19 protein-coding genes and 4 pseudogenes are annotated in these 22,886 nt (G+C 41.6%); 7 read left to right on the top strand and 16 right to left on the bottom strand.

The annotated features are described in order from the left end of the window. Positions 1-312 precede the first annotated feature (312 nt). From V7K30_RS21985 to V7K30_RS21975, 3 genes are all read right to left on the bottom strand, one after another. Positions 313-2,049, bottom strand: a complete 1,737-nt coding sequence (locus tag V7K30_RS21985) for a diflavin flavoprotein (RefSeq protein WP_335002865.1) — start codon at positions 2,047-2,049, stop codon at positions 313-315. A 154-nt stretch (positions 2,050-2,203) separates the two neighbouring features. Next, complete coding sequence (locus tag V7K30_RS21980; protein WP_335002863.1) at positions 2,204-2,716, bottom strand: phosphate-starvation-inducible PsiE family protein; 513 nt, start codon at positions 2,714-2,716, stop codon at positions 2,204-2,206. Between the two features lie 128 nt (positions 2,717-2,844). Continuing rightward, positions 2,845-4,575: a diflavin flavoprotein gene (locus V7K30_RS21975; protein WP_335002861.1), complete on the bottom strand. Its 1,731-nt coding sequence runs from the start codon at positions 4,573-4,575 to the stop codon at positions 2,845-2,847. 218 nt (positions 4,576-4,793) lie between these two features. Between V7K30_RS21975 and V7K30_RS21970 the strand changes: the two genes are divergently transcribed. Together V7K30_RS21970 and V7K30_RS21965 are read left to right on the top strand one after the other, a co-directional pair. Further along, the gene (locus V7K30_RS21970; RefSeq protein WP_335002859.1) at positions 4,794-5,750 is read left to right on the top strand and encodes a 1-aminocyclopropane-1-carboxylate deaminase/D-cysteine desulfhydrase; all 957 of its coding nucleotides are present in this window, start codon (positions 4,794-4,796) and stop codon (positions 5,748-5,750) included. A gap of 108 nt (positions 5,751-5,858) precedes the next feature. Next, positions 5,859-7,646 (top strand): GmrSD restriction endonuclease domain-containing protein, encoded by a 1,788-nt coding sequence (locus V7K30_RS21965; RefSeq protein ID WP_335002857.1) that lies wholly within the window; start codon positions 5,859-5,861, stop codon positions 7,644-7,646. Between the two features lie 337 nt (positions 7,647-7,983). Here the strand turns inward: V7K30_RS21965 and V7K30_RS21960 are convergent, their stop codons facing one another. Further along, the gene (locus V7K30_RS21960) at positions 7,984-8,244 is read right to left on the bottom strand and encodes a hypothetical protein (protein ID WP_335002855.1); all 261 of its coding nucleotides are present in this window, start codon (positions 8,242-8,244) and stop codon (positions 7,984-7,986) included. A gap of 485 nt (positions 8,245-8,729) precedes the next feature. Between V7K30_RS21960 and V7K30_RS21955 the strand changes: the two genes are divergently transcribed. Then, complete coding sequence (locus V7K30_RS21955; RefSeq protein ID WP_335002853.1) at positions 8,730-10,799, top strand: tetratricopeptide repeat protein; 2,070 nt, start codon at positions 8,730-8,732, stop codon at positions 10,797-10,799. 31 nt (positions 10,800-10,830) lie between these two features. Here the strand turns inward: V7K30_RS21955 and V7K30_RS21950 are convergent, their stop codons facing one another. The 4 genes from V7K30_RS21950 to V7K30_RS21935 form a co-directional block, all read right to left on the bottom strand. Continuing rightward, positions 10,831-11,595: a hypothetical protein gene (locus V7K30_RS21950; protein WP_335002851.1), complete on the bottom strand. Its 765-nt coding sequence runs from the start codon at positions 11,593-11,595 to the stop codon at positions 10,831-10,833. Between the two features lie 130 nt (positions 11,596-11,725). Next, positions 11,726-13,258, bottom strand: a complete 1,533-nt coding sequence (locus tag V7K30_RS21945; protein WP_335002867.1) for a DUF1565 domain-containing protein — start codon at positions 13,256-13,258, stop codon at positions 11,726-11,728. A gap of 270 nt (positions 13,259-13,528) precedes the next feature. Beyond that, a complete protein-coding gene (locus tag V7K30_RS21940; RefSeq protein ID WP_335002849.1) occupies positions 13,529-13,693 on the bottom strand; it encodes a hypothetical protein in 165 nt (54 codons plus the stop codon). 185 nt (positions 13,694-13,878) lie between these two features. Then, positions 13,879-14,409, bottom strand: coding sequence for a pentapeptide repeat-containing protein (locus V7K30_RS21935; RefSeq protein ID WP_335002847.1), 531 nt, complete (start codon positions 14,407-14,409; stop codon positions 13,879-13,881). A gap of 281 nt (positions 14,410-14,690) precedes the next feature. On the opposite strand from V7K30_RS21935, the gene V7K30_RS21930 reads away from it, so the two are divergent. Further along, positions 14,691-15,581, top strand: coding sequence for a hypothetical protein (locus V7K30_RS21930; RefSeq protein ID WP_335002845.1), 891 nt, complete (start codon positions 14,691-14,693; stop codon positions 15,579-15,581). Positions 15,582-15,647: 66 nt separating this feature from the next. Here the strand turns inward: V7K30_RS21930 and V7K30_RS21925 are convergent, their stop codons facing one another. Continuing rightward, a complete protein-coding gene (locus V7K30_RS21925; RefSeq protein WP_335002843.1) occupies positions 15,648-17,042 on the bottom strand; it encodes a TldD/PmbA family protein in 1,395 nt (464 codons plus the stop codon). A gap of 413 nt (positions 17,043-17,455) precedes the next feature. Between V7K30_RS21925 and V7K30_RS21920 the strand changes: the two genes are divergently transcribed. Beyond that, positions 17,456-17,776: an RNA recognition motif domain-containing protein gene (locus V7K30_RS21920; protein ID WP_335002841.1), complete on the top strand. Its 321-nt coding sequence runs from the start codon at positions 17,456-17,458 to the stop codon at positions 17,774-17,776. Between the two features lie 120 nt (positions 17,777-17,896). Continuing rightward, entirely contained in the window at positions 17,897-18,088 is a 192-nt protein-coding gene (gene rpsU / locus V7K30_RS21915; RefSeq protein WP_094333031.1) for a 30S ribosomal protein S21, read from the top strand. A gap of 344 nt (positions 18,089-18,432) precedes the next feature. Here rpsU and V7K30_RS34335 read toward each other — a convergent pair whose 3' ends face one another. The 3 genes from V7K30_RS34335 to V7K30_RS21900 all read right to left on the bottom strand — a co-directional run bounded on the left by V7K30_RS34335 (position 18,433) and on the right by V7K30_RS21900 (position 19,464). Further along, positions 18,433-18,579: a hypothetical protein gene (locus tag V7K30_RS34335; RefSeq protein ID WP_442941089.1), complete on the bottom strand. Its 147-nt coding sequence runs from the start codon at positions 18,577-18,579 to the stop codon at positions 18,433-18,435. A gap of 262 nt (positions 18,580-18,841) precedes the next feature. Then, positions 18,842-19,006, bottom strand: a complete 165-nt coding sequence (locus tag V7K30_RS21905) for a CopG family transcriptional regulator (RefSeq protein ID WP_335002839.1) — start codon at positions 19,004-19,006, stop codon at positions 18,842-18,844. A gap of 296 nt (positions 19,007-19,302) precedes the next feature. Beyond that, the gene (locus V7K30_RS21900; protein ID WP_335002837.1) at positions 19,303-19,464 is read right to left on the bottom strand and encodes a hypothetical protein; all 162 of its coding nucleotides are present in this window, start codon (positions 19,462-19,464) and stop codon (positions 19,303-19,305) included. A gap of 310 nt (positions 19,465-19,774) precedes the next feature. On the opposite strand from V7K30_RS21900, the pseudogene V7K30_RS21895 reads away from it, so the two are divergent. Then, positions 19,775-20,186: pseudogene (locus tag V7K30_RS21895) on the top strand (ISAzo13-like element transposase-related protein); the annotation flags it as partial. Between the two features lie 82 nt (positions 20,187-20,268). Here the strand turns inward: V7K30_RS21895 and V7K30_RS21885 are convergent. From V7K30_RS21885 to V7K30_RS21870, 4 genes and pseudogenes are all read right to left on the bottom strand, one after another. Continuing rightward, positions 20,269-20,595, bottom strand: a pseudogene (locus tag V7K30_RS21885) (HNH endonuclease); the annotation flags it as partial. A gap of 29 nt (positions 20,596-20,624) precedes the next feature. Beyond that, positions 20,625-21,021 (bottom strand): annotated as a pseudogene (locus V7K30_RS21880) (transposase); the annotation flags it as partial. Continuing rightward, entirely contained in the window at positions 20,993-21,184 is a 192-nt protein-coding gene (locus tag V7K30_RS21875) for a hypothetical protein (RefSeq protein ID WP_335002831.1), read from the bottom strand. The pseudogene V7K30_RS21880 and the gene V7K30_RS21875, both read right to left, overlap by 29 nt. Before the next feature lie 353 nt (positions 21,185-21,537). After that, positions 21,538-22,616, bottom strand: a pseudogene (locus tag V7K30_RS21870) (IS630 family transposase). Positions 22,617-22,886 lie beyond the last annotated feature (270 nt).

Raw genomic sequence — 22,886 nt, 5'->3', positions numbered from 1 at the left:
CTCTCAAGTCAATGATGCTCTCATTGCTTACTTCTATTATTCCCTCTGAGTCTGCCTTACAGAAATGTTAAGAAAGATGTGACTAATGGATAGCCTTATAAAGGGGAGGGAACCAAATTTTTCTTGTTTCCCCCCTTTATAAGGGGGGATTAAGGGGGGTAACAATTCGATTAAAATCACAACATATCACTTTTCAAACAACCTCTTAGACTCAGAATTTATTCTGAGACGGGCTAGATGAGAATGAAATAGCCCTGGTGTACACGGTAGCCTTTTAAGAGAGAGATTTTCCAGATACCGCGAAAAGTCAGGTTAATAATAGCTGCCAGATTTCCGATGCTCTAAAGCAGTGACGCCATCATTTTCCAACACTTCCCCGTGATTGATGACGGCATAAATTAACCATCTATCGCCACATTCAAGCTGGTTTTGCACCGTACATTCTAAATAGGCTAATGCCTCATTCAAAATCAAACAACCATTAAGAGCAGTTTGTGTGGCAAGATTTGCAAAGGGATTATCTCCTAAAGTGCTATGACGAGAAAAATAGCGTCGCACATTTCTTCCTTCTTTGAGAATATTCAATACAAAATTATCACCAGGATGATGCATTAAATCTGCATTCTGCTCGTGAGCGATCGCAATCATAATCCCTGGCGGGTTAAAAGTTGCCTGCGATACCCAAGAAGTTAAAACCCCTTTGTGAGCTTCTTCATCACGAGTTGTCACAACACACAGAGAACCAATGATCCGCCCCACCGCTTGTTCGGTACGATCTACATGGGTTTCTGTGACAACCTGGCGGGAAGTCCGCAGTTTTTTGGTTTTCTTCAAGTTTTGGGCAAAGGAAGCACCTGCTTCTTGACACTGCTGGAGAATTTCAGGAGTAGGACTAAAACGCACTCGAATTGTTTCAAATCCTAGTTGATAATTTGCATCTTTAAGTTTACTTTCTAGTAAATCAATTGCCTCTCCACTCCATCCGTAGGAACCAAACACCCCTGCTAACTTAGTTTTAGCCGTCGCCGAGAGGACTATTCCTAAAGCTGTTTGAATTTGAGTCGGTGCATGTCCGCCTAAAGTGGGTGAGCCGATAATCAAGCCATCGCAAGTTTCTACAATGCGGTTAATCTCCGTAGAATCTGCTAGTTCACAGTTGATTGATTCTACATTAATTCCATTTTGAATCAAACCTTGAGCGATCGCATTCGCCAGAATTGCTGTATTACCATAAGCAGAAGCATAGAGCAAAGCCACACTCAATTCTTGAGATTTTTGCCCTTGACACCATTGACGATAATCATAAGTAAAACGACTCAGGCTGTAACGAACAACCGGGCCGTGTGCTGGGGCATAACATCTGGCTCCCAAAACTGATAATTTATCTAAGGCTGCTTCAACTTGTTTGGCTTGGGGCGCATGGAGACATTCAAAATAGTAACGACGTTCCGCATCTAATCCCTTCCAATCTTCATCAAACAAAGTATCTTCGCAAATATGAGCGCCGAAAAGTTTATCTGTGTAGAGAATTTTTGTAGCGGAATCGTAGGTACAAAGTCCATCCGCCCAACGGGGAGTTGGTACGGAGATAAATGATAGATGGTGTTCTTGTCCTAAATCTACAGTATCCCCCGATCGCACCGCTTGAATACGTGATGCCCATTCGGGAAAGGCGGTTTTTAGAGCATTGGCGGCGGGGCGAGAACAAATTAGAGTAACTTGAGGAACTTGAGAGAGCAATACTTGCAAGGTAGCTCTGCGGTTGGGGTTGACATGACCGAGAACAATGTAATCTAGGGTGGTAAAGTCTAGATGTTGGGCCAGTTGCTGAAGGTAAATTTCGGTAAAGGATTCACCAGGAGGGTCAATTAAAGCCTTTTTATCAGCTTGAATCAGATAAGAATTCGCCGTAGTTCCCCGTTGGCGGGAATACTCAACCTCAAATTTTAGTCGTTCCCAAGTCCGCGATCGCAAAATCAGAGTATTTTTACCAATTTCAGCAACCTGCACATCTCTAGGATGGCTGGTAGTTAAAGTATTTGCAGACATAATAACCTCTCTTAATTGGGCATTGGGCACTTGTACTGAGCGTTCGCGTAGCGTCTGGCAGAGAAGCCGAAGTATTGGGCATGGCAGAAGAGAAGATCCTGCTTTCTGCTCCCCTACTCCCTATTCCCTATTCCCTACTCCCTACTCCCTACTCTTAATGACTATTGGTTTGTGTTAATTCAGACTTGGCTCGGCTTCTATAGCGTTTAGATGCTTCTTGTTCCGGGTCGATACCTTCAAAGGTCGGGGGTAGCCAAACTCTGAGGAACAGTAGTATTCCCAGCACTAATAAAAAGGCACAAGTTGCTAAAACTTGACTCCAATTAGTTTCTAGAACACCTTTAACAATTACTTCTCGCAAGGCGGAAACAATAGATACTTCAACAGCTACCCCAATAGATACTCGATGTTCCTGTAGATAAATAATCAGCAGTCTGAATAGCTCAACTAAGATAAGTAAAAAGAGAATATCGGCAGTAACAGCATGAAAATCTAGAGGCGGAAGTAGGGAGAGAAACATATCTCTCACCTGAAGCACCATGAAGCTAAATAAACCGATACACAAAGAAATTACAATTATATCTTGAATAAATTCCAAGGAGCGTACGACGCGCCCCCGATTTATTTCGTACATGGTAATTGGGGGATCTTCAGGAGATTTATACATAGTTTTTTGTGAGTAGGGAGTAGGGAGTGGGGAGCAAGAATTTTAGATTTTAGATTTTGGATTTTAGATTGAAATTTAATCCAAAATCCAAAATTGAATTGTCCAATGACAAATGACAAATGAGAAATTTAGTAATGATTGCCAATTTTGCGGTGATGGGCGGCGGTAAGTGCATTTAGCTTGGCAACTCTTCCAGTTTGAACTGTGCTATAAATTACCCAATGATCTCCACAATCCATGCGGCTAGTAATTTCACATTCCATATAAGCTAAAGCTTCAGCTAAAACGGGCGATTCATTGTTAGCTGGATATGTTTTCACTCCCGCAAAGCGATCTGCACCAGGAGCAAAACGTTTCAGGAAATGTTTCATTAATCCTTGATATTTTCCTTCTTCTAAAACATTTAGAACGAAGCGATCGCCAACATGCATCAAGGATTCAATTGCCCGTTCTTTGGATACTGCGATCGCTACTCCTAAAGGCTCAAGACTCGCTTGTGTCACCCAAGAAGCAAACATTGCACTCTGAATTTCTCCTTTTTTGGCGGTGATAATATACAATCCTGTGCTAATACGCCCTAAAGCTTTTTCTAGCTCGGTATTGATGGATTTAATCTGTTTAATGGTGCGATCGCGATTTAACCATTGACCCATATCTGTCCCCGCTTCATCACAAAGCTGTTCCGTTGCTTGGGTAGGAGTTTCCTTAACTAAGATAGGTGGAAAGGCTTCAATTAATCCCAGTTCTTGAAACTTGTTGCGTAAGGGGTAAATGGGTTCATCTTCTCCGCCTCCTGATTCTAATAAACCAATTGCCTGTTTCTTGTGAATAGCAGCTAAAATTGTACTTAAAGCAGCTTGAGCCACCAGAGAAGATTGGGCTGGCATTCCAATTACTAAGCCAGAAGATTGTGCAACTAATTCTCGAACTTCTTGAGGCTCGGCAATATTGAGAGCTACTAATTCTACTGCCACGCCTGTTTTCGCGCATCCATGTGCTATGGTACGGACTAAATGCTCACTATAGCCGTAATCTTCAAGATAAAATAGAGCTACCAAAGTCTCTGTTTTTGCTTGTTCTAAACTCCAGTTTTGATACCGTCCGAGCCATTCGGAAATATAGTGTTTTAATAAAGGTCCATGTCCTGTGGCAACTGTGACTATTTCTAAATTTTCAATCCGTTTTAAAGCTGTCAATACAGACCGGGCATTGGGACCCATGAGACAATCATAGTAATATTTAAAATCCTCCTCTATTGAAGTGATATTTTCATCATAGGTATGGTCATCACAGTAGTGCATCCCAAATACATCACAGGTGTAGAGAGTGCAGGTTTTGTGATCATAAGTCAAGATTGTGTCAGGCCAGTGTAAGTTAGGTGCAGAGATAAATTCTAATTCGTGTCCGTTGCCTAAATCTAATCGCTCTCCACTTTTCACCTGCATTGATTTAAAAGGCTGGTGAACCATATTTTCTAAAAATTGAATAGCTACCTTAGCACCAACAACAGTAATCGAGGGAGCTAATTGTAAAATATTTTTCACTAAGCCACTGTGGTCGGGTTCGGTGTGGCTAATAATCAAGTAATCTATTTTAGTCGGATCAATTAATCCCAGCAGTATCTCAAGATATAACTGCTCAAACTTGCGGTGAGATGTGTCAACTAAGGCAACTTTTTCTCCCTGAATTAAGAAAGAATTATAGGTCGTCCCATTCCGTAAACCAAACTCGATATCAAAACGTTCTCTATCCCAGTCAAGACAACGGATAGCAGTCGTTTGAGGAGCAATTTCAACAGTTTGAATCGTCAAACGTCCTGGATTGGGAATAACTTGAGCAAGCTGTGTGAGTGCAACCATTTGTTTTCTCCAAAAAAATATTACCTGGAGCGAGCGTTATGTTTCTTATATTTACCTGAAATACTCAATTAGTACAATGCCGATTTCTAAAGCTAATCATCAGAAAGATTTATTCTTTATTTGATGGACTTACCATTGAATTACTGAATGTTTACCATTAGTTTTATCTTCAATAATGAATGTGAGAGAATGTAAATTCTAAGTTACAATGTTGACACATGTCGTTAATCTTTTTTCCTCTTCTACAACAAATCAACAGCGAAATCGCCCGTCACGCTGGTGTTGATCTGTATGTGCTACGCCTCGATATCATGCACCCCTTGGTTAACGGCAACAAGTGGTTCAAGCTGAAGTACAATCTTTTGGAGGCCAAGGAAAAAAATTTTACAACGCTGCTTACTTTTGGCGGCGCTTATTCCAATCACATCTATGCAACTGCGGCGGCTGGTAATCTTTTCGGTTTTCGCACCATTGGTGTAATTCGTGGGGAGGAAAGGCTACCACTCAACCCGACGCTGAGTTTCGCTGTACAGCAGGGTATGCAGCTTGTGTACTTGAACCGCGAGATGTATCGACAGCGCAACACACCAGCGTTAGAGGAATATCTGCAACAACGTTTCGGTGTGGTGTTTATTATTCCCGAAGGTGGCTGTAATTTAAATGGTGTCCGGGGCTGCACAGAGATAGTTGGTGAAGCGATGCCTACGGCTGGCTACGCCTACGCATTTGATCATATATGCGTAGCCTCTGGTACGGCTACCACACTGGCTGGTATTGCGCTATCGTTGGATCAAAAGCAAAGAGCGATCGCTTTTCCAGTATTGAAAAATGGGGCTTTTCTTGCACAAGAAATCGAAAATCTGCTGACAAATTATCTCGCCTCTGGTTTACCCGCACCATATACCTCTCCGGCTGACTGGGAATTAGTGTGTGATTACCACTTTGGCGGCTATGCAAAAGTGAACGACGAGTTGCTACAGTTCAGCCAGCAGTTCCGGGAGGAACATGGCATACCCCTTGATTACGTATATACCGCTAAAATGTTTTACGGAGTGATGGATTTACTAAAGCAGAGATTTTTTTGTAAAGGCGATCGCTTGTTGCTGGTACACACAGGAGGCTTACAGGGCAACGTTGGCATGGAAGAAAGGTTGCAGAGATTTTCTAAAATCTGAGTTGCCACTTAATTAAATATCAGTTACCTTTGTATGGAATTTTACTAAAAGAAGTAAAATTCACACACCAATCTTGATATTTACTCAAAGTTAGCTAAAGTTAATTCAATGTCTATATACACTGATCGCATTCAGCCAACTAATTCTGCCATTGCTACCTATTTGGATAATCTCTTGGCTAAAAAGTATCAAATTCCCACTTTTCAGCGAGATATTGTCTGGGAAAGAGAGAATGTTAAAAAGCTTTGGGATAGTATTTATAAATTTTACCCTTTAGGAAGTATTTTAATTTGGAAAACTAGTACCAAGCTTGAAAGTCATAGAGAAATAGGGGGTATTAAGCTTGCTGACGATTTTTCCTCTAACGAATACCAATATATTTTAGATGGACAACAAAGGACAACTGCCCTTCTAACCTCAATATATGGAGATAAGAATAATATTGCTTGCAAAAATAAGTTTAACCCAGCGCTATATGTAGATTTGACTATTGAATTTACTGATGCTACAGATGATACAAGTTACATCAAACGATTTTTATTTTGGGATGAAATAGATGATAAAAATGGGCAAAATAAATTAAATAAAAGTAAAAATCAACGTTATGATGAAAATGTGATTGTCAAGTTAGAAGATATTAAAAATGATTATAGCAATGTTGAAAGAAATCTTTATAAAGGTGGCTATGGTGACTTTGATCATCCCTATAGGCAACAGCTAGCGAAGTGTAAAGAAGTTTTGGATAATTATAGAATGTCCTTCATTGAATTACGCGGTATTGAAGTTGCAGAAGTTTGTCAAATATTTGAGCGGATTAATCAAGCTGGCAAACCCTTGAATATCTTTGATATTGTGGTAGCAAAGACTTTTCGTCCTGAAAATAAGACAAATAATATCTCTGGGTTCTATCTTCGTGAATTATTTGATAAATTTAAAAAAACTATTCCTAGTAGTCAATATGCCAGTATTGATAATTGGACATTGCTCCAGATGCTAGCTGTAGTAGTAAAAATTGAATTTCCCGAAGCTGGGATACAGAATATTACTGATAGATATCTCAATGAGCTAAAAACAGAATATATTGAAGCTGTATGGTCTGATTTTAAAATAGCGATCGCTAAAACTTTTGATTTCTTTGATAATTGTTTGCATATTAAGGGTGGAAGATTAATTCCTTACCGATATTTATACCTGACTCTCACAGCATATTTTTATCGTAATGCTAAACCAGATTATAGTTTTTTAGATAAGTATTTTTGGTATTATAGTTTTCATAATGCAGACTTACTAACAAACACTACTCACCTTTGGCAACATATAGACTTTGTTAATCAACAAAAGGCTAATACTACTTACTCATTCAATAAATTTGATATTGATAAGAATTCGATAAGAAAATCTTTCTACAGTTATAGAGGTCGCTTATCCAGAGCAATCCTATCACTTTATGCAAACCACAAGCCGCAAGATTGGGCAAAACCCCATAGAGATGTTTTATCTGATGTTTATTACTTGCTTACAGATAAGCCTAACTTGCACCATATATTTCCGGTTAACTTTATTAAGCAGAGTGGTATTGCTAGTCAAATAGAATGTGACAGCTTAATGAATATTGCCTATCTGTCTCAAATAACTAATTTGCAAATTAGCGATAAAAATCCATTAGATTATCTCAAAGAATATGACGAGCCTGGTTTAGAGATAGTGCTACACTCTCATCTCATACCGACGATTATTCTTGAATGGTCAAGAGCCGATGCACTTCCTGAACACGCCCTGAGTATTTTTATTGAGGAAAGAATCAACCTCTTACTAGAGGCTTTGATGCTGAAGTTAGACGGGATTGAATTTAATGTTTTTGATATGGGGAATCGCACAGATAAAATCTATTCCTAAGAGGGTGTTTGAAAAGTATTTGGCTGTGATTTTAAGCACTTATTGATCCCCCCTAACACCCCTTTTTAAGGGGGGAACCGGAATCAAAGTCCCCCTTAAAAAGGGGGATTTAGGAGGCTCTAAAACGTTTTGATACCGACAAGAGGACTTTTCAAACATCCTCTAAATAAACGATCCTTTTTAAGGAGGGTTAGGGAGGATAAAGCTTTAACCCAAGTGTATTGATTTATGATCGATACAAAGATAAAAAAGAGCGTTCTGCAATTGGGAACGCTCTTTTTTGGGAACTTTTGTTAAGATAATATGAATTTAAATTGAAAATTGCTAGTTGCTAAAATCAGGCATGGAGATTTGCTTGTTCCTGTAACCAAGGATCTACAGGTTGTCCATTTTTGCGGCGTAATTCAATTTCTACTACCATCACTTCTTTGGAACCCGGAGGCGCGGGTTTTTTATGGAAAAGAATGTCATAATCTTCTGGATTGTGTTTACGTTCTTTCAACCATTCTTGTACCTTGGTTATGGCAAAAAATGATTGCCCTTGCTCAAACATTCGGGTAATCTGCAATTGCAGTGTATAAGGATTTATGCGACTCATTTTCTACCGCCTTTGTTAAGTTAATTTTAGGACAAGTAATCTGCTTACCCTCGATAATCTAATGTTAGTGCGAAGTCCGCACGCCTGACACTTCGCCTACAGGTGGGAATTCCAGTTTCAATGCCCTGCCATTTGTAGCAACAAAGTCCGAACCTAGTTCGGTGGATGGTCTGAGAAAGCGTCAATGCTCCTGCAATCTGTCTTCCACAGGTTGATAAATCTTATTTGTGCTGCTTGGTTTTTGCCGTCTTTGCCAGTAGCTACAACTTAGTAATGTTATAATAGTACCTCACAAAAAAATTGTCAAAAACTTGACTGCGCTCCACCACTGAAGTTTCACGTACACTAAGGGATGAGGGAATGGATTAGTTAAGGATTGTTCAGCATTTCCCACTGCCTCTACAACATTTCACTACCTAATTCTGTTATAGATTGGAGAGAGGCACGCCGCTTCAAAAACTGACCAACAGACTGAGATGGTTGTTATGAAGAGCAAAAATCAAGCTGTTTTCGCTTTAATTGTAAAAAGCACTATTGTCTTTTTACCCTTACTGTTATCCGTTGGAATTGCCAGTGGACAATCTACACCATCACCTTCCTCAGCACTAACTACGACTCCAGTCTTATCGAATCAGGAACGGGAAGAATTAGCACGACTACGAGCAGAAAAGCGAATTCAACAGCAAGTCCAATCTGATTTTAATAGCGCTTTTAGCCGTACAACTATCTTACTCAATGTCTGGCTAGTTATATTAAGTCTATTTCCAGTCGCAATCATTGCTTTATTTTGGCTCCTGCGACGGGTGGTAATCCGTGAAATTGTTGATAGAGCAATGCAACAACTACAGGGAATGGAAAAATTACAAAATCAGCTAACCACCGTTAAGCAAGATGCTGAAAATGTTATTCAAGAAGCTAAAAAAATCAATTATGAATTAGAACAAGAAACGACTGCTTTACAACAAAAAATTAAAACCGAGCAAAACAATGTATCTATGCTTACATCTGAGCTAGATTTAGCTAAAGCACAGGTATTAAGTAGATTAGAAAATGAACTCAAAAAATCTCAAGAAAATATAGAAAATTTAGAGTCAAAATTTGCTTCGGGGCTATCTAAGTTAGAGTTTGATGCTCAACAACAAAGAGATATAGCACTGGAGAATCTAGGAAAATTAGCATCTGTTATGGCAGAGGAACTGTCTAAGTTAAAATTAGGTGTGCAACAACAGCAAGAACTAGCCGTTGCTGATTTAGAAGTATCAAGGTGTGAGTTCATATCTCAACTTTCTGGATGGCAGTCTGATGCTCAAACGCAAAAGGATATAGTTCTTGAAAGTTTAACAAAATTGCAGTTAGAATTTACTGATAAATTATCAGAATTACAGGGAGATGCTCAAAATAAAAAAGAGATTACATTTGAGAATTTAGGTAAATTAGATAATCATCTGAAATCTCAACTATCAGAATTACAGGTAGATGCTCAGGAGCAAAAAAATAAAATTGTTGATAGTTTAGTAGTATTGCAGTCAGAGTTTGCTGAACAACTATCGGAATTACAGGTAGATGCTCAAAACCGCAAAGAGTTAATCATTGAGAATTTAGAAAAGTCTGGTTCGGAGTTTACTTCGCAATTTTCAGAATTACAATTGAATGCTCAACAACAAAAGATTTTTATTTTGGAGAAGTTAGAAAGACTAGAAACTGAGTTTGTCTCTCATCTCTCTGAGTTACAATTGGATGCCCAAGAAAGAAAGGATCTCATCCTTCAAGAACTAACTGAAATTACGCCTGAATCCATTCTAGAGATGGTGAATTCTGAAGTTGAGGAAGAAATACAGTCACAGCCACAACAACCGGAATTCACTGCTGATGAGTATGTAAAACAGGGAGATGGGCTGTTTTCTGAAAGACGCTATGAAGATGCGATCGCAGCTTACAATCAAGCGGTTAAAATTCAACCTGATGAACCTGTAGCTTGGTTAAAACGAGGTCTAACTCTCGGAAGGTTGAAACGCTACAAAGATGCGATCGCATCTTATGATAGAGCTATTCAGATTCAGCCAGATTATCATCAAGCTTGGTGCGATCGCGGCGTTGCTTTTGGGAACTTACAACAGCATCAGCAAGCCTTTGCCTCATTTGACAAAGCTACACAAATCAAGCCTGATGATGCAGTTGCTTGGTTGAATCGCGGTCTTTCCTTAGTAGCATTGGAACAATACGAAGAGGCAATAGCATCTTTGGATAAAGCGCTGGAATTCCAACCCAATTCTCCCAAAATCTGGGATAAACGCGGTTATACTTTGGTGAGATTAGGACGCGATGATGAAGCGATCGCTAGTTTTAACAAAGCCTTAGAAATTAAGCCAGATTATGCCAGTGCCTATTACAACAAAGCAGCCTGTTACGCACTGCAAAGACAAGTTGAACTATCTCTGCTAACTCTACAACAAGCAATTGAACTTAATCCCAGGTATAAAGAAGACGCAGCAAATGACCTAGATTTTGATGAGATTGCCGATGATGAGCGCTTTAAGGAGTTAGTTGCAGAGTAAAAACCTTACCCCAGTCCCCAGTCCTCACTCCCTACTCCCCACTCCCCACAATTGGCGGATTCTGTTCACCAGACATCGCTTTGAGTTTAGATGTAAAAGACTCAGAGCGATCGCTTTTTTCTGGAGTAAATTGCCCGATTGGGGCATGAATAGCAGCAGGTGGGAGCAGTTTTGGCTGTCGCTGATGATGGCTTGGTGATGGAGAGGGCGGTGGACTTTCTTGTGAAGTTTGCCTTTGGCTGACAGCAGAGGATAGCTGAAGGGTTGCCGAAGAGGCAAATTTCCCAGAAAGCGGAGACTTCAAGACGGTTTTATTCTCTCTATCTTCCTGCTTCCCCTCTTCTTCACTCAAAGATGTCTTTGGTTCGGAACTTTTCAGTTGTAGAGTTGCAGTATTACTGTGTTGATAGCCGTTATGAATCTTAGCTGGTGGTAATTGAGGACTCGTCACTTTCTCTACAGTAGGGTTTTTCTTAGCTGGCGGTAGAGCTGGTGCAGCCAATGAGGTTAAGCTTTGGGGAAATTTGCTACAAATCATCCGTTCAAATTCCATGTTGAAATGATATATAGCCTGATCCCGGCGCTGCCAAAATACTAAAATTTGCTGCACGGAAACCGCTTTATAACGACCTTGATATAGTGCTTCAATCACTGCCAGGTGTAGCCAATTAAGTGGGTATTGCGTTTGCCAACGCTCAACTAGCTCATTGGCACTATACCCACTGAGATCGAAACTATAGTTAATTAATAAGGCGATCGCTAAGTTGGCAGAAGTATCTGGAAGTGTTGTTAACATGGGGCTATTAGCTTTAGGCAATAGGTCTAAGATTTGTCACCCATCGCATATTAGCCTAGCGTGCTTTTAACTACATGGTTTTTTTTTCCAAGAGTGCCAAGCCGATAAGCAGTGTTTCCTATTCTACTTGTCAACTTCTGGAATGCAACCCTACATAGACTGATTTAATTGCAGATGTTCGCCCAATGGCGACTAATGCCTGATAAACCATCGCTGCAACTTCGGCGCGTGTTGCCAAACGTGAAGGTGCAAGCACTTTCGGATCTGGATAGTTGACAACTATTCCCCGTTGTGTAGCAGTGGCAACGGCTTTTCGGGCGTAGTCGGGAATGGTATAACGATCGCTATATACTTCTAAAGCATCGCTATCAGCAGCTGGTAGTCCCAGTCCGTTTACTAGGGAGACAATCACCTGTAGCCGTTGGACATTTTGATTGGGGCGGAAAGTGCGATCGCTAAATCCGCCAACAAAGCTACCGCTAGCCGCGATTTGGATACCGCTATAAGCCCAAAAATCCTTGGGTACATCCGTAAAATCAGGTGCTGGGATTTTGGGAAATGGGTTAAAGGCAATCGCCACCATAACTGCATACTGGGCGCGAGTCATGGGTTTATCTAGCTGGTAGTTACCATCGGCAAAAGCATGAGTTAAATCCATGCTCACTAATGCCTGAATAAATGGTTCTGCCCAATGTTCATCTAGGTGAACAGGCGCAGGGAGTTTTTGAGATGGGGATTCTGTCGGGGCGTCAGAGAAACTGGTGCTAACCGCTACTCGATTGGTTGGAATCAATTCGACCAAGCCCTTGACTAGAGTAGGATTCAACTGATTACCTACAGAAACTAGCTTTTGTGTAGTGGCATTATATAAATCAAATTCACTGTTATCACGAAAAATATTATCAGCGGCATCTTGGGTATTACCTAAGTCGGGGACTGCATTGCCATTGACAGATACACCACCTTGGGTATTTTTAGCAATGATATTTTGACGCAGCACAGGTTGGGCGTTACGAGAAAGTGCGATCGCTGTGCGATTTTCTGATAATTTGTTATTTGCGATCGCAGGAGCGGCAAAGTCACTAATTGCTATGCCTAAAGGGTTTCTTTGAAATACATTTCGCAATACTTCTCCCTGGCTATGACCTGCCATCACTAACCCGCTAGCATTATTTTGCACAAATATGTTATCTAAAATAGCGGGTTTGGCAGTACCAGTGGTAAACACACCTTCTCGCCCACAGTCGCTCAAAGTATTGTTAGCTAAAGTAGGTGCAGCCGATTCAATCCAGATACCAGTACCTTTGGCTGAGGGATTGGTTACAGTTACACCTAAAAGACTGGCATTATCTACCAAGAGCAGCGTGATATTTTGCATACCAAAGCTGGGACTTTGATACTCGCCACTCCCGGAAATTACAATCCCTGCACCTTTGTTCGCTTCGTTACCCACCACTGTCACCCCTCCAGGGATGACGAGTGGAAACATCTCACCACTAGCGGCGCTGTAAGTCCCCGATTCCGAATGAATTATTGTGGGAATTTTGGTTCCTTTTAAGGCACGGGTAAGGCTTTTAAAAGGACTCAACCGTGAACCAGTATTGGTATCATTCCCTGTCATAGGGTTGACATAGAGTGTGACAACGAGGGTAGAGTTCACCATTGATAATTGAGAGTCGATTGTTTTAATTATGACAATCATAAATAACACTACTTGTAGCAAACTTGATCAAAGTAGTATCTTTGTGTGTAGAAAATTTATCCACGTTACTTTTTCTTGCAAGCGGATAATCTGTACACACAAGTTATAGACTCTCACGCAACATTCCAAGTTCTCAGATCGGCGTTTGGTGTTCCAAGCTCAAAGTTGCGAGTTCTAAGCTTAAAGATTCCGAGTTTTGAGGGCGATCATCCAAACCTCTTTCCTTTTAGGCTACGGTGTACACACAAGTCTCTTGACCTGCAATGCCAATGTATCGGCTGACAATGCCATTGTTTCGGCTGAAAATGCCATTGCATCGGCTGACAATGCTATTGCATCGGCTGACAATGCCATTGTATCGACTGACAATGCTATTGCATCGACTGACAATGCCATTTAGCTTACTCCCCTTCCCTTGTAGAGAAGGGGCTGTTCTTGTCAGGTCTCTATCGAACTCAACTACAAACTGCTCTAAATTTATTTTCAGTGTAAATACTTTACTTGTTAATGTTGACTGATTTAGCTAATTCGCCTTATATCCCACCGCTATAATTGTTACTGCGATTTAGCGGTGGGAGATGTCACACATTCTCATCTAGGATTGTTCCTTCTATATTGGCACCAGACAAATTTGCTCCACTCAAATTTGTCTGGTGCAAATCTGCTTGGGTGAGATTTGCCTGAGATAAGTCGGCTACAGTTAAGTCTGCACCACTCAAATCGGCTCCATCTAGATTCGCCGCTATCAAGCTTGCTTCCTGCAAATCCGCGTCACTCAAGTTAGTTTCAATCAGTTTCGCAACCGTCAAATCAGCGTGATTTAAATTAGCTCCTTCCATTGCTGCTCCATCCAAGATAGCTCCATCCAAAATAGCTCCACTTAAGTTGCTACCACTGAGGTCAGCATTGCTCAAATCTGCTCCATTTAAGTCAGCCTCAATCAAACTGGCGTGGGCTAAATTAGCGTGACTCAGATTAGCTCCATCTAAAATTGCTCTATCTAAAATTACGCCACTGAGATTGGCTTCCCTTAAGTTTGCCTCGCTCAAGTTGACACCAGTAAAGTCTCTGACACCTGCGGCATAGTTTTTCAGAAGTTGATCTGCTTTCATATCTGTCACTCTGCTAAGGAACGTTTAATTGAGACTATCCAGGTTACGCCAGACAGGCAGTAAATCCCCAGCACGCGCCACGGAGGATTGGTATGGTGAATCAAACCAGAGTGAATATCGAATCACTTACTATCTAGATTAGCCATGCTCAACAACTGGCGCTACTACCTAGAGTTGTGAGTTACTTTCATCCTTGGGAGGGATGTTGAGGGATTTAAAAATTTAAGCATTAGTGCAAAGCGATCGCTATACTCAATTGTGGTGTTCATCTGGCAGAGGTTATGGCAAAACCAATTCGTATTCTTTTGCAGACTACGATTCCTACGACTGAAGATGACTGGAGCATTTTTCGTTTCTCGATGTTACAAGATTATTTAGCATCGATTAAAGACGAAACAGGAAACTGCTTATTTGAAGTTACGGGACGCGGTTACGAATCAGATGCAGTCGGTGGTGATTCAGTTTTAAGTAGTCTCGACAAATCAGATTTTGATCAACTTTGGCTATTTGGCTTAGAGGTGGATAAGGGGTTAACCGAAAAAGACATTGCCGGAATTAATGCTTTTCGGCAACGCGGCGGCGGTATTCTGACAACACGCGATCATCAGGATATGGGCTGTTCGATGTGTGGTTTAGTTGACATTGGTGATGTCCACTATTTCAACACCAAAAATCCCGATCCCGATGAATCTCGCTGGAGCCGAGATGACTCACACACAACTTATATCTCCTGGCCCAACTATCATTCTGGAGCTAACGGCGATTATCAAAAAATTACCATTGTTGAACCCATTCACGAACTTTTCAAAAATCCCAATTCACCTTCGGGAAGTATCGAGTTTTTCCCAGCACATCCCCACGAAGGCGGTATTGGCAAACCTTTGGGCAATGCAAACGCGCGGGTAATTGCTCTGGGTAAAAGTTTAGTTACAGGTCGTAACTTCAATCTGGTTGTAGCGATCGAGCATCATCAAGATGAACAAGGGAATATGCTAGGACGAGCAGTAGCTAACTCCAGCTTCCATCATTTAGTAGATTACAACTGGGATATTAACAAAGGCTGTCCCACTTTTGTAGATGAAGCACCAGGAGATGGGATGAAAAAAGAGCCACGCGCCTTAGAAGATATCAAAACCTATGTGCGTAACCTTGCTTTCTGGCTAGCAAATTGATTTTTTTTTACTAATTCGCCGTCAGCCCGCCGCTACACCCAAAATACTGGGTATAGCGGCGGTAGTTCACGTTTCCCCACCAACCACTACATCTTGAATTCGGAGACTAGGACCACCACAACCCACTGACAAACCGTTTTGCCCTCCCTTACCACAACCACCGGATTCATCCCAGTAAAAATCATCACCAATTGCCTCAATATCCGCTAGAGTTTGGAATACATTTCCCGAAAGCGTTACATCCCGCACTGGTTCAGCAATTTTGCCGTTCCTAATCATCCACGCTTCCCCAGCACTAAAGGTGAACATTTCCCCATTCGTCATCCCACCCAACCAATTACGGGCATAAACTCCTTCTTTGATATCGGTGAATAAGTCTTTGACTGGTGTTTTACCCCGTTCAATCCAGGTATTTGTCATCCGCACAATCGGAGTAAAGTGATAGTTGAGACAGCGGGCGTTACCCGTAGGCGCTTCCTCCAATTTGCCAGCGGTTTCACGAGAATGCAAACGTCCAACTAAAACTCCATCTTTAATTAGTTGAGTAGTAGTGGCAGGCGTGCCTTCATCATCGTAAAAATAGCTCCCGCGATGTCCCTCTGGGGCAGCACCATCAAAAATTTGGAGTTCTTCTGGGCCAAACCGCCGTCCAATAGTCATGACTTCCAGCAGATCGGGGTTTTCGTAAGCCATATCGGCCTCAGAAAGATGTCCGAAGGCTTCGTGAACAAACAAACCCGTGAGAATTGGGTCAATGACTACGGTGTAGGTATTGCCTTTGACCGATGGCAGAGATAAAGCTGCGATCGCTCTTTGAGCGGCACCTTTTACCTGTTCATCTAAATCAGTTAAATCTTCGTAAGCTTTGCGAGAGCCAGTAGTTTCCCGTCCAGTTTGTACGGTTTCGCCATTTCTGGCGGTGGCGGCAAAGCGCATTTCCATATCCACCCAAGATTGCTCGATTAAAGTGCCTTCTGAGGTAGCGATGATCACTTTTTGGGCGCTGTCTCCATAACGCACCGAGGTAGTGGTAATCCGGCGATCAACGCTTTTGAGTAATTCAGTATAGCGATCGCACAATTGTTTTTTCTTCGAGAGTGGGATTTTTCGGGGATCGGTGCCTTTTAGGGGTAGAATGCATACTGCTTGCACCGGGTCAATGGGTGCAAGTAAAGTTTCTTCATCACCAACCATCCGCGCAGCAGCGATCGCTTCTTCTATACGATCCTTGATTGTCGCCAGCTGGTTAAAGCAGCTCAACCCCCATCCACCTTTATAACAAGCGCGAATATGTCCACCAATGGAGATGCCTTCACTGAGGGTTTCTACCTTGTCGCCACGCAACAAGATATCAGTCCCTTCTGCTTCTTCAAGGCGAATCATCAGATAATCTACACGCTCTGAGTAGCGGGCAATGAGGTCAGAAAGTAAATTTTTGGCGTCAGCAAGTGTAGTCGGCATTTCCAAGTAGTAACAATGACGAACTGCATTTATTTTGCAATTATTTGGGGAATTTCTGCTACTCAATCACGAGTTCGCCCATGAGGGAGATGAGGGGACAAGGGGAGCAGGGGAAGAAAAAATAAATGCCCAATGCCCAATGCCCAATACTTCGGCTTCGCTCAGTACAAGTGCCCAATGCCCCATGCCCCATGCCCAATGCCCAATGCCCAATCTTGCGCGTAGCGCTCTGACTCTTAGTACTTCCTTTTTTACGGTGGGTAAGAACTGAATGATGTGCTAAGGTAATTAGGTGAGAATAAAATTCGGTTACAGTGTTTGTTTTTAGTATTGACAGGCTTTTCCCTTTTGGTCTTAACAAGCTTGTCTCCGAAATCTAAATCTCTACACACCTATGATTTTGGAGATAACGCATGTCAATTTATGTAGGTAATCTATCCTACGAGGTCACACAAGAAGACCTCACTTCTGTTTTTGCCGAACACGGTTCTGTAAAACGGGTTCAGTTGCCTACTGACCGTGAAACAGGACGTCCACGCGGCTTTGCTTTTGTAGAGATGGGTACAGAAGCTGAAGAAACAGCTGCTATTGAAGCTCTTGATGGTGCTGAGTGGATGGGACGCGACCTTAAAGTGAATAAGGCTAAACCCAAGGAAGATAGAGGTGGTTCCTTTGGTGGTGGCGACCGTCGCGGCAACAGTGGTGGTGGAGGATACTCTCGAGGACGCTACTAAGCTTTAAGAAAAAAAATTAAGTTTTAACGTCTTAAGGGCAGAATCATTATCTGCCCTTTTTGCGCTCCGGTCTACTGGATGGCTTAAAATTGCCCAGTACCAATTAAGTAGGAGATGAAAATGACCCAAGTATTTGTGGGCGAAAATGAAGGAATTGAGTCAGCCTTACGTCGATTTAAGAGGGAAGTTTCCAAAGCAGGTATTTTTCCAGACATGAGAAAGCATCGTCACTTTGAAACGCCTTTGGAAAAACACAAGCGCAAAGAAGTCGCAAGGCACAAGCAACGTAAGAGGAATTTCCGTCGCAATTGAGAACAAGCGATCGCATCTCATTAGATTCTTAGCTGTCGAAGAGGCGATCGCTGTACTCCAAAGGAGAATCTAAAAGGTAGGTTTTGGTAAAGCCATTACTGATTGTAGGATGGGCAATGTAAATAACGGTGTGTCCCCCAGCGGACAAAAAACTTGTTATCCTTACTTTCGGAGTGGCGATCGCTACGGTGAATTAACTATATTTGGCTGAAGAATTTATTTTTGGGATTCCCTTAGTGGTCAACAAGACTTTTGAAGGGTCTATCTTGGAAAGTTGAGCCAGCACTTTGGGCGGGTAATGCCCAACTTGTACTCCTTCTCCTGACGCAGAATAGGAGAAAGTATCATGAAAACCCCCAATTTGGCGGACTGCTGAGATGAAGATTGGGCATAGATCCATTCCCAACAGCGATCGCACTATTGAGTAGTTCGTCGATCTGGAGGGGTTTGGGCAGGAATGCTGTTGCCCCTGCCTCTAAACTCCGCTCCACTGGTGATTTGACTCGAATACGCTGGCACTAAAGACGATGATCACAACAGAACGGGTTTGCGGATTCGCTTGTAGCTGAACTATTAGCTCAAAACCATCCATATTGGGCATGGCTTAATGAGCAGAATCACATCTGGATTGTGTTCAGTTGCTACCTATAGTGCATGATTGCAGGAAAATAACTGATAACTGTGAAACACTATATTTCCCTCACAACTTGAGAAGTGCATATCATGGTTTTGTTTTTTGTTCGGTATGAGTTACTAGGTTTGGGAGACTTTTTCCTCTTGAGTAGAAAGAGAGCGAATTAACTCCCGAATCACATCGGTTGCTGGTCTCCCCGTTATTGAACAGTATTGTTCAAGCTTCTGTGCCTCACTTGATGTGAGATTGATTGTAAGTCGTTTAGCAGCCCATTTTTTATTCATGTAGTAGAGAGACAAGCTATATTTTTAAACTACCTCTTTAATATCAATCTTTTAAGCTGTTACTACAATGGTATAAGTAATGACATTTAATTTAAGTAATCATGAAGCAGGATATTATGTTTTTCTAAGCAATAGTGAAGAGGTAGGGTATATTCTCAAGTATGAAGTTGAGCTACTTTTAGGGCAGTAATTATAAATAGAATGTAAAAGTAATATTAAAGTAAGTAAACACAAAATAAGTATTATCACTAAGTGTTGTTGTATTTTAAAGAATTAAGATAATTTGGTAAGGCAAGTCACCAAGTCATCTGCCTTTGATTTAGCAGGCTATCTTTGTTATCACCATCAGCCCGATATATTCCTCTTTTACCTAACTGTGGCTCAAGTGCAAAGTAGCAACGGGGGATTTTTAGCCGAAAACGAACAAACCGCCCCGCAGCGATCGCAAAATTACCCAATACTACTAATAATTAGGTAACAAATTGATAGTAACGACAACAATCTTCTGGTAGTAGACTCAGGACAAAATCTCGGTGTGAATTCCAATTAGAGTAATCTAAGGAAAAAATGATCCAAAAGGCAGGGATACTGAGAGAATAATTAGTGTGCAGTCATTTGTGAGAGGTTAAGACAAGATTATTTTTGTAAATCAGTAACTCTACTTAAAATGTGATGATAAATGGAGTATTAAATTAACTTCATTACTGCCGATTGAAGAGCATGTATGAACGATGCTTTTAAACATGACGCGTATGCGTAGCCAGCCGTAGGCATCAATTGAATGAACTAGGTTATGGCTTAAAAAGGGTGGCTAAAACAAAACCAATCAAACAGATACCAGAAACAAAAGCAATCTTTAAAGAAGTTAACCGTATCAATCAGCAAGCGGATGATGACTCAACAACATTGAGAATTTCTATAGATGCCAAGGTGGGAATCAAAATTGGGGAGTTTGATAGAAGTGGAAAGACCCGTGTCAAAACAGTTGCATACGACCATGACTTTTCAAATTGTCCAGCACTTACCCCTTACGGGATTTTTCTCTCACAAATTTCAACTGACAATTCAACTAGCTTATTATCCTCCTGATCATAGTAAATATAATCCTGTTGAGCGTGCTTTTGGTTGGCTTGAGCAACATTGGCGTGGTAGTTTACTCGACAGCGTTGATACTATGGTTGAATCGATGGGGAGTATTATCTCCCGCACCTCTCAGTTAGATCGGTACGTATGACTTTCGCCACATACGGCTCCCGATGTTCTTAGCTTGCGCTTTTGCTCATGTGCTTGTAATCGTGGCAACTCTCGTGAATTGCTTCAAGATTATTTTTCTTCCAGTTGGCGTGGTTTCCGGCGATGTGATGCAGGTGAACCCGTTCCTCATCGATGAGCTTCAGACCACAGGATGCACATTTATGGCTTTGCTTTTTCAGAGCAATAGATGTTTCGCCGTTGTAGAGCTTGCTGTTACGTTCGCTCCAGTAGGCTGTATCTCCGTCATAGGGGGATTTTGTTCCTTTGACCATGACGTGTTTGTTTTCGGAGTAGGAAACTGCTGGGAATGTCTTGTCTAGTAATTTCTTGCTAGAGAGCCAGTCCAGTAGAAGGTATTGACAAATTAAGCAGATTGTGGAGCATTCAGGTGAGCAATTTCTCCAGCATTAGTTTCGGAGATCCGGGCAAGAACGTGGAGATTGTGGACAACAGCCATGCGTCGGAGGTCAAAAAGGTTTTTACGTAAGCCAATGTAGCGAGCTTTATCTCCTTGCCACTGAGCAATATGAGCCAAACTATGCTCAACGCTAACGCGCTCACGAAGTTTTGCACGTCCACTCTCAGTAGTTTGACGTTCTCGTAATTCCACAAGTAGAGACTCGTCAGGATGAATAGAGATACTACGACCAAGTTTACTTTCAGTGCATTGAGAACGTATTGGACAAGCAAGCCTGACATTCTTGTTTTGGCAAATGGACAACAGTTCCTTCACTAAATGGTAAACTCACCCCATTGGGACATGTCCTTGAAAACCGTTGCTAGTTCTATTTGAAATTCTGCGTCAAATAATTCGTGACGTATCTGCCTTAAAAATACAAACAGTTTAGCTTTGCGTATACGTTTTGCGACTTTTTCTTCTTTTGCTGACAGTTCTACGGGAGGGTTCCAAACTAACGGACGCATGGTCGCTGCACTCCTGATACCGTGTTCTCCTCTTTTTACACTCTGCAAAAACTGTGCATCTTGTCAACTACTTTTACTGGACTGCCCCTCTTGAACAGCGAGAATAAATATTAAGTTGGTTGGAAACGAAAGATACTTGGGAGCTTGGTGAACTGGAGTACAAATTGGCATTTGAATATGATGTAATATCAAGTTCGGATGATTACTTATAATTAAGCCGATCTGGTTTTTGGCCACCAGTGGTAGCAATTTATATCATGTCCGGTCAAAGCACTTATCATTTAGACCGCAGGGGGCAGGGAGCAGGGAGCAGGGGGAAAGAGGCTTTTACGATTTTTGCACAGATCCGGTAATCATAAGTGATTAACCGGACTTGATATTAGTCCTTGAATTAAGTCGTGCTGCTTCATAATTTCTTGGCAACGAAGTACCATAAGTTCTTCGAGTTCATCTAAAGAATTTGGGGAACAATTGGCTACAATCTCGTTAGTTAGAGGCCACAACCTAACTGAAGAGTTGTAATTCCGGTGAGTAAGCGGGTAAGTAGATTAAATCGATACCTGCTGGTAATTCTAAATCATTACTTTTATGCCAACCAGCTTGGTCAATATTTATGCCAACCAGCTTGGTCAATAGCTAAGAGAATTCTTTTATCAGTCCCAAGACCGTATTCCCCGGCAAAATCAGCTAAAACTCGATTGAATATCTCAGTATTGACATTTGGAAGAATCCACCAATAAGTTTCACCGGATTCTGGGTGTACAAACCCATACAACCACATCCATTTATACTTCTGAATCACTGATGCAATTGGTTGTTCACTCTTCTGATACCCAAATTCGACGTAGGATGGGATGAAGTCCAATACGATGCTCGTCCATGCTCCAAACTTCTATTTCGGCGTTTGGATATCTCGCTTGGAGAAATTTAACCCTCAAATCGAGTTTTTTTTCCAATTTTCTTGCTCTATTGGATCAGCTTCTCCATGTTCTGGCCTAGGAACACGCAGGCGAAATGTCATTTGTTTGAGGTACTCCCATCCCCGATGCCGACTGATCGATTTTCCTGTCAATTCACTTAACCAATCCGCAACCTTACGACCGTTCCACAATCCCCCATCTGGTGCTTTTTCTGACAGCACTTGCCAAAGCTGGGCTTGTTGCAGATCTGTTAATCCTGGCTCTTTTCCTGGGTTATCATGACGCCTGTCTCCTAGCCCACTTATACCGAACTGGTTATACCGTTTGATTAGCTGAGAAATCAAAATTCTTGTATAACCTGTTACTTGTGCCACTTCTTGAGGCGTTTTTCCTGTTGCCAATAACCAAATTATTTGGTAATGCCTACGCTCTGTCGCTTCTGTTGCTTGACGATAACCAACTAACAATTCTTCTTTACTTGAGTGGTTAGCGATCGCAATCTGTTTCGGCATAGTACTTGAATAGATCCACTGCAACGATTCCACCTTTATTATAAGTAATTATCCGAACTTGATATAACCTACGAATCAAAACGGAGCTATTACGATTTTTAAAATAAGTTTTTGTGTTGTTTTAGGAGTACGTTGCAGCAATAACAAAAGCCTCCTCAAATAATAATGAGGAGACTTTTGGTTTGTATTATGAATCCTGGCATCGAGCTATTTTTGCGTAGGGCTACCCCTAAACTATCGTGGCCGCAGCAGCGTTTCACCTCTGAGTTC

It is taken from the genome of Nostoc sp. (genome assembly GCF_036917655.1).
Classification (GTDB): Bacteria; Cyanobacteriota; Cyanobacteriia; order Cyanobacteriales; family Nostocaceae; genus Nostoc.
This window is presented reverse-complemented; position numbering and strand designations above follow the sequence as displayed.

Excerpts from the sequence above, each read along its gene's own strand:
- V7K30_RS21985 (WP_335002865.1), bottom strand. The coding sequence starts at position 2,049 with ATGTCTGCAAATACTTTAACTACCAGCCATCCTAGAGATGTGCAGGTT.
- V7K30_RS21980 (WP_335002863.1), bottom strand. The coding sequence starts at position 2,716 with ATGTATAAATCTCCTGAAGATCCCCCAATTACCATGTACGAAATAAAT.
- V7K30_RS21975 (WP_335002861.1), bottom strand. The coding sequence starts at position 4,575 with ATGGTTGCACTCACACAGCTTGCTCAAGTTATTCCCAATCCAGGACGT.
- V7K30_RS21970 (WP_335002859.1), top strand. The coding sequence starts at position 4,794 with ATGTCGTTAATCTTTTTTCCTCTTCTACAACAAATCAACAGCGAAATC.
- V7K30_RS21965 (WP_335002857.1), top strand. The coding sequence starts at position 5,859 with ATGTCTATATACACTGATCGCATTCAGCCAACTAATTCTGCCATTGCT.
- V7K30_RS21960 (WP_335002855.1), bottom strand. The coding sequence starts at position 8,244 with ATGAGTCGCATAAATCCTTATACACTGCAATTGCAGATTACCCGAATG.
- V7K30_RS21955 (WP_335002853.1), top strand. The coding sequence starts at position 8,730 with ATGAAGAGCAAAAATCAAGCTGTTTTCGCTTTAATTGTAAAAAGCACT.
- V7K30_RS21950 (WP_335002851.1), bottom strand. The coding sequence starts at position 11,595 with ATGTTAACAACACTTCCAGATACTTCTGCCAACTTAGCGATCGCCTTA.
- V7K30_RS21945 (WP_335002867.1), bottom strand. The coding sequence starts at position 13,258 with ATGGTGAACTCTACCCTCGTTGTCACACTCTATGTCAACCCTATGACA.
- V7K30_RS21940 (WP_335002849.1), bottom strand. The coding sequence starts at position 13,693 with ATGGCATTGTCAGTCGATGCAATAGCATTGTCAGTCGATACAATGGCA.
- V7K30_RS21935 (WP_335002847.1), bottom strand. The coding sequence starts at position 14,409 with ATGAAAGCAGATCAACTTCTGAAAAACTATGCCGCAGGTGTCAGAGAC.
- V7K30_RS21930 (WP_335002845.1), top strand. The coding sequence starts at position 14,691 with ATGGCAAAACCAATTCGTATTCTTTTGCAGACTACGATTCCTACGACT.
- V7K30_RS21925 (WP_335002843.1), bottom strand. The coding sequence starts at position 17,042 with ATGCCGACTACACTTGCTGACGCCAAAAATTTACTTTCTGACCTCATT.
- V7K30_RS21920 (WP_335002841.1), top strand. The coding sequence starts at position 17,456 with ATGTCAATTTATGTAGGTAATCTATCCTACGAGGTCACACAAGAAGAC.
- rpsU (WP_094333031.1), top strand. The coding sequence starts at position 17,897 with ATGACCCAAGTATTTGTGGGCGAAAATGAAGGAATTGAGTCAGCCTTA.
- V7K30_RS21905 (WP_335002839.1), bottom strand. The coding sequence starts at position 19,006 with ATGAATAAAAAATGGGCTGCTAAACGACTTACAATCAATCTCACATCA.
- V7K30_RS21875 (WP_335002831.1), bottom strand. The coding sequence starts at position 21,184 with ATGCGTCCGTTAGTTTGGAACCCTCCCGTAGAACTGTCAGCAAAAGAA.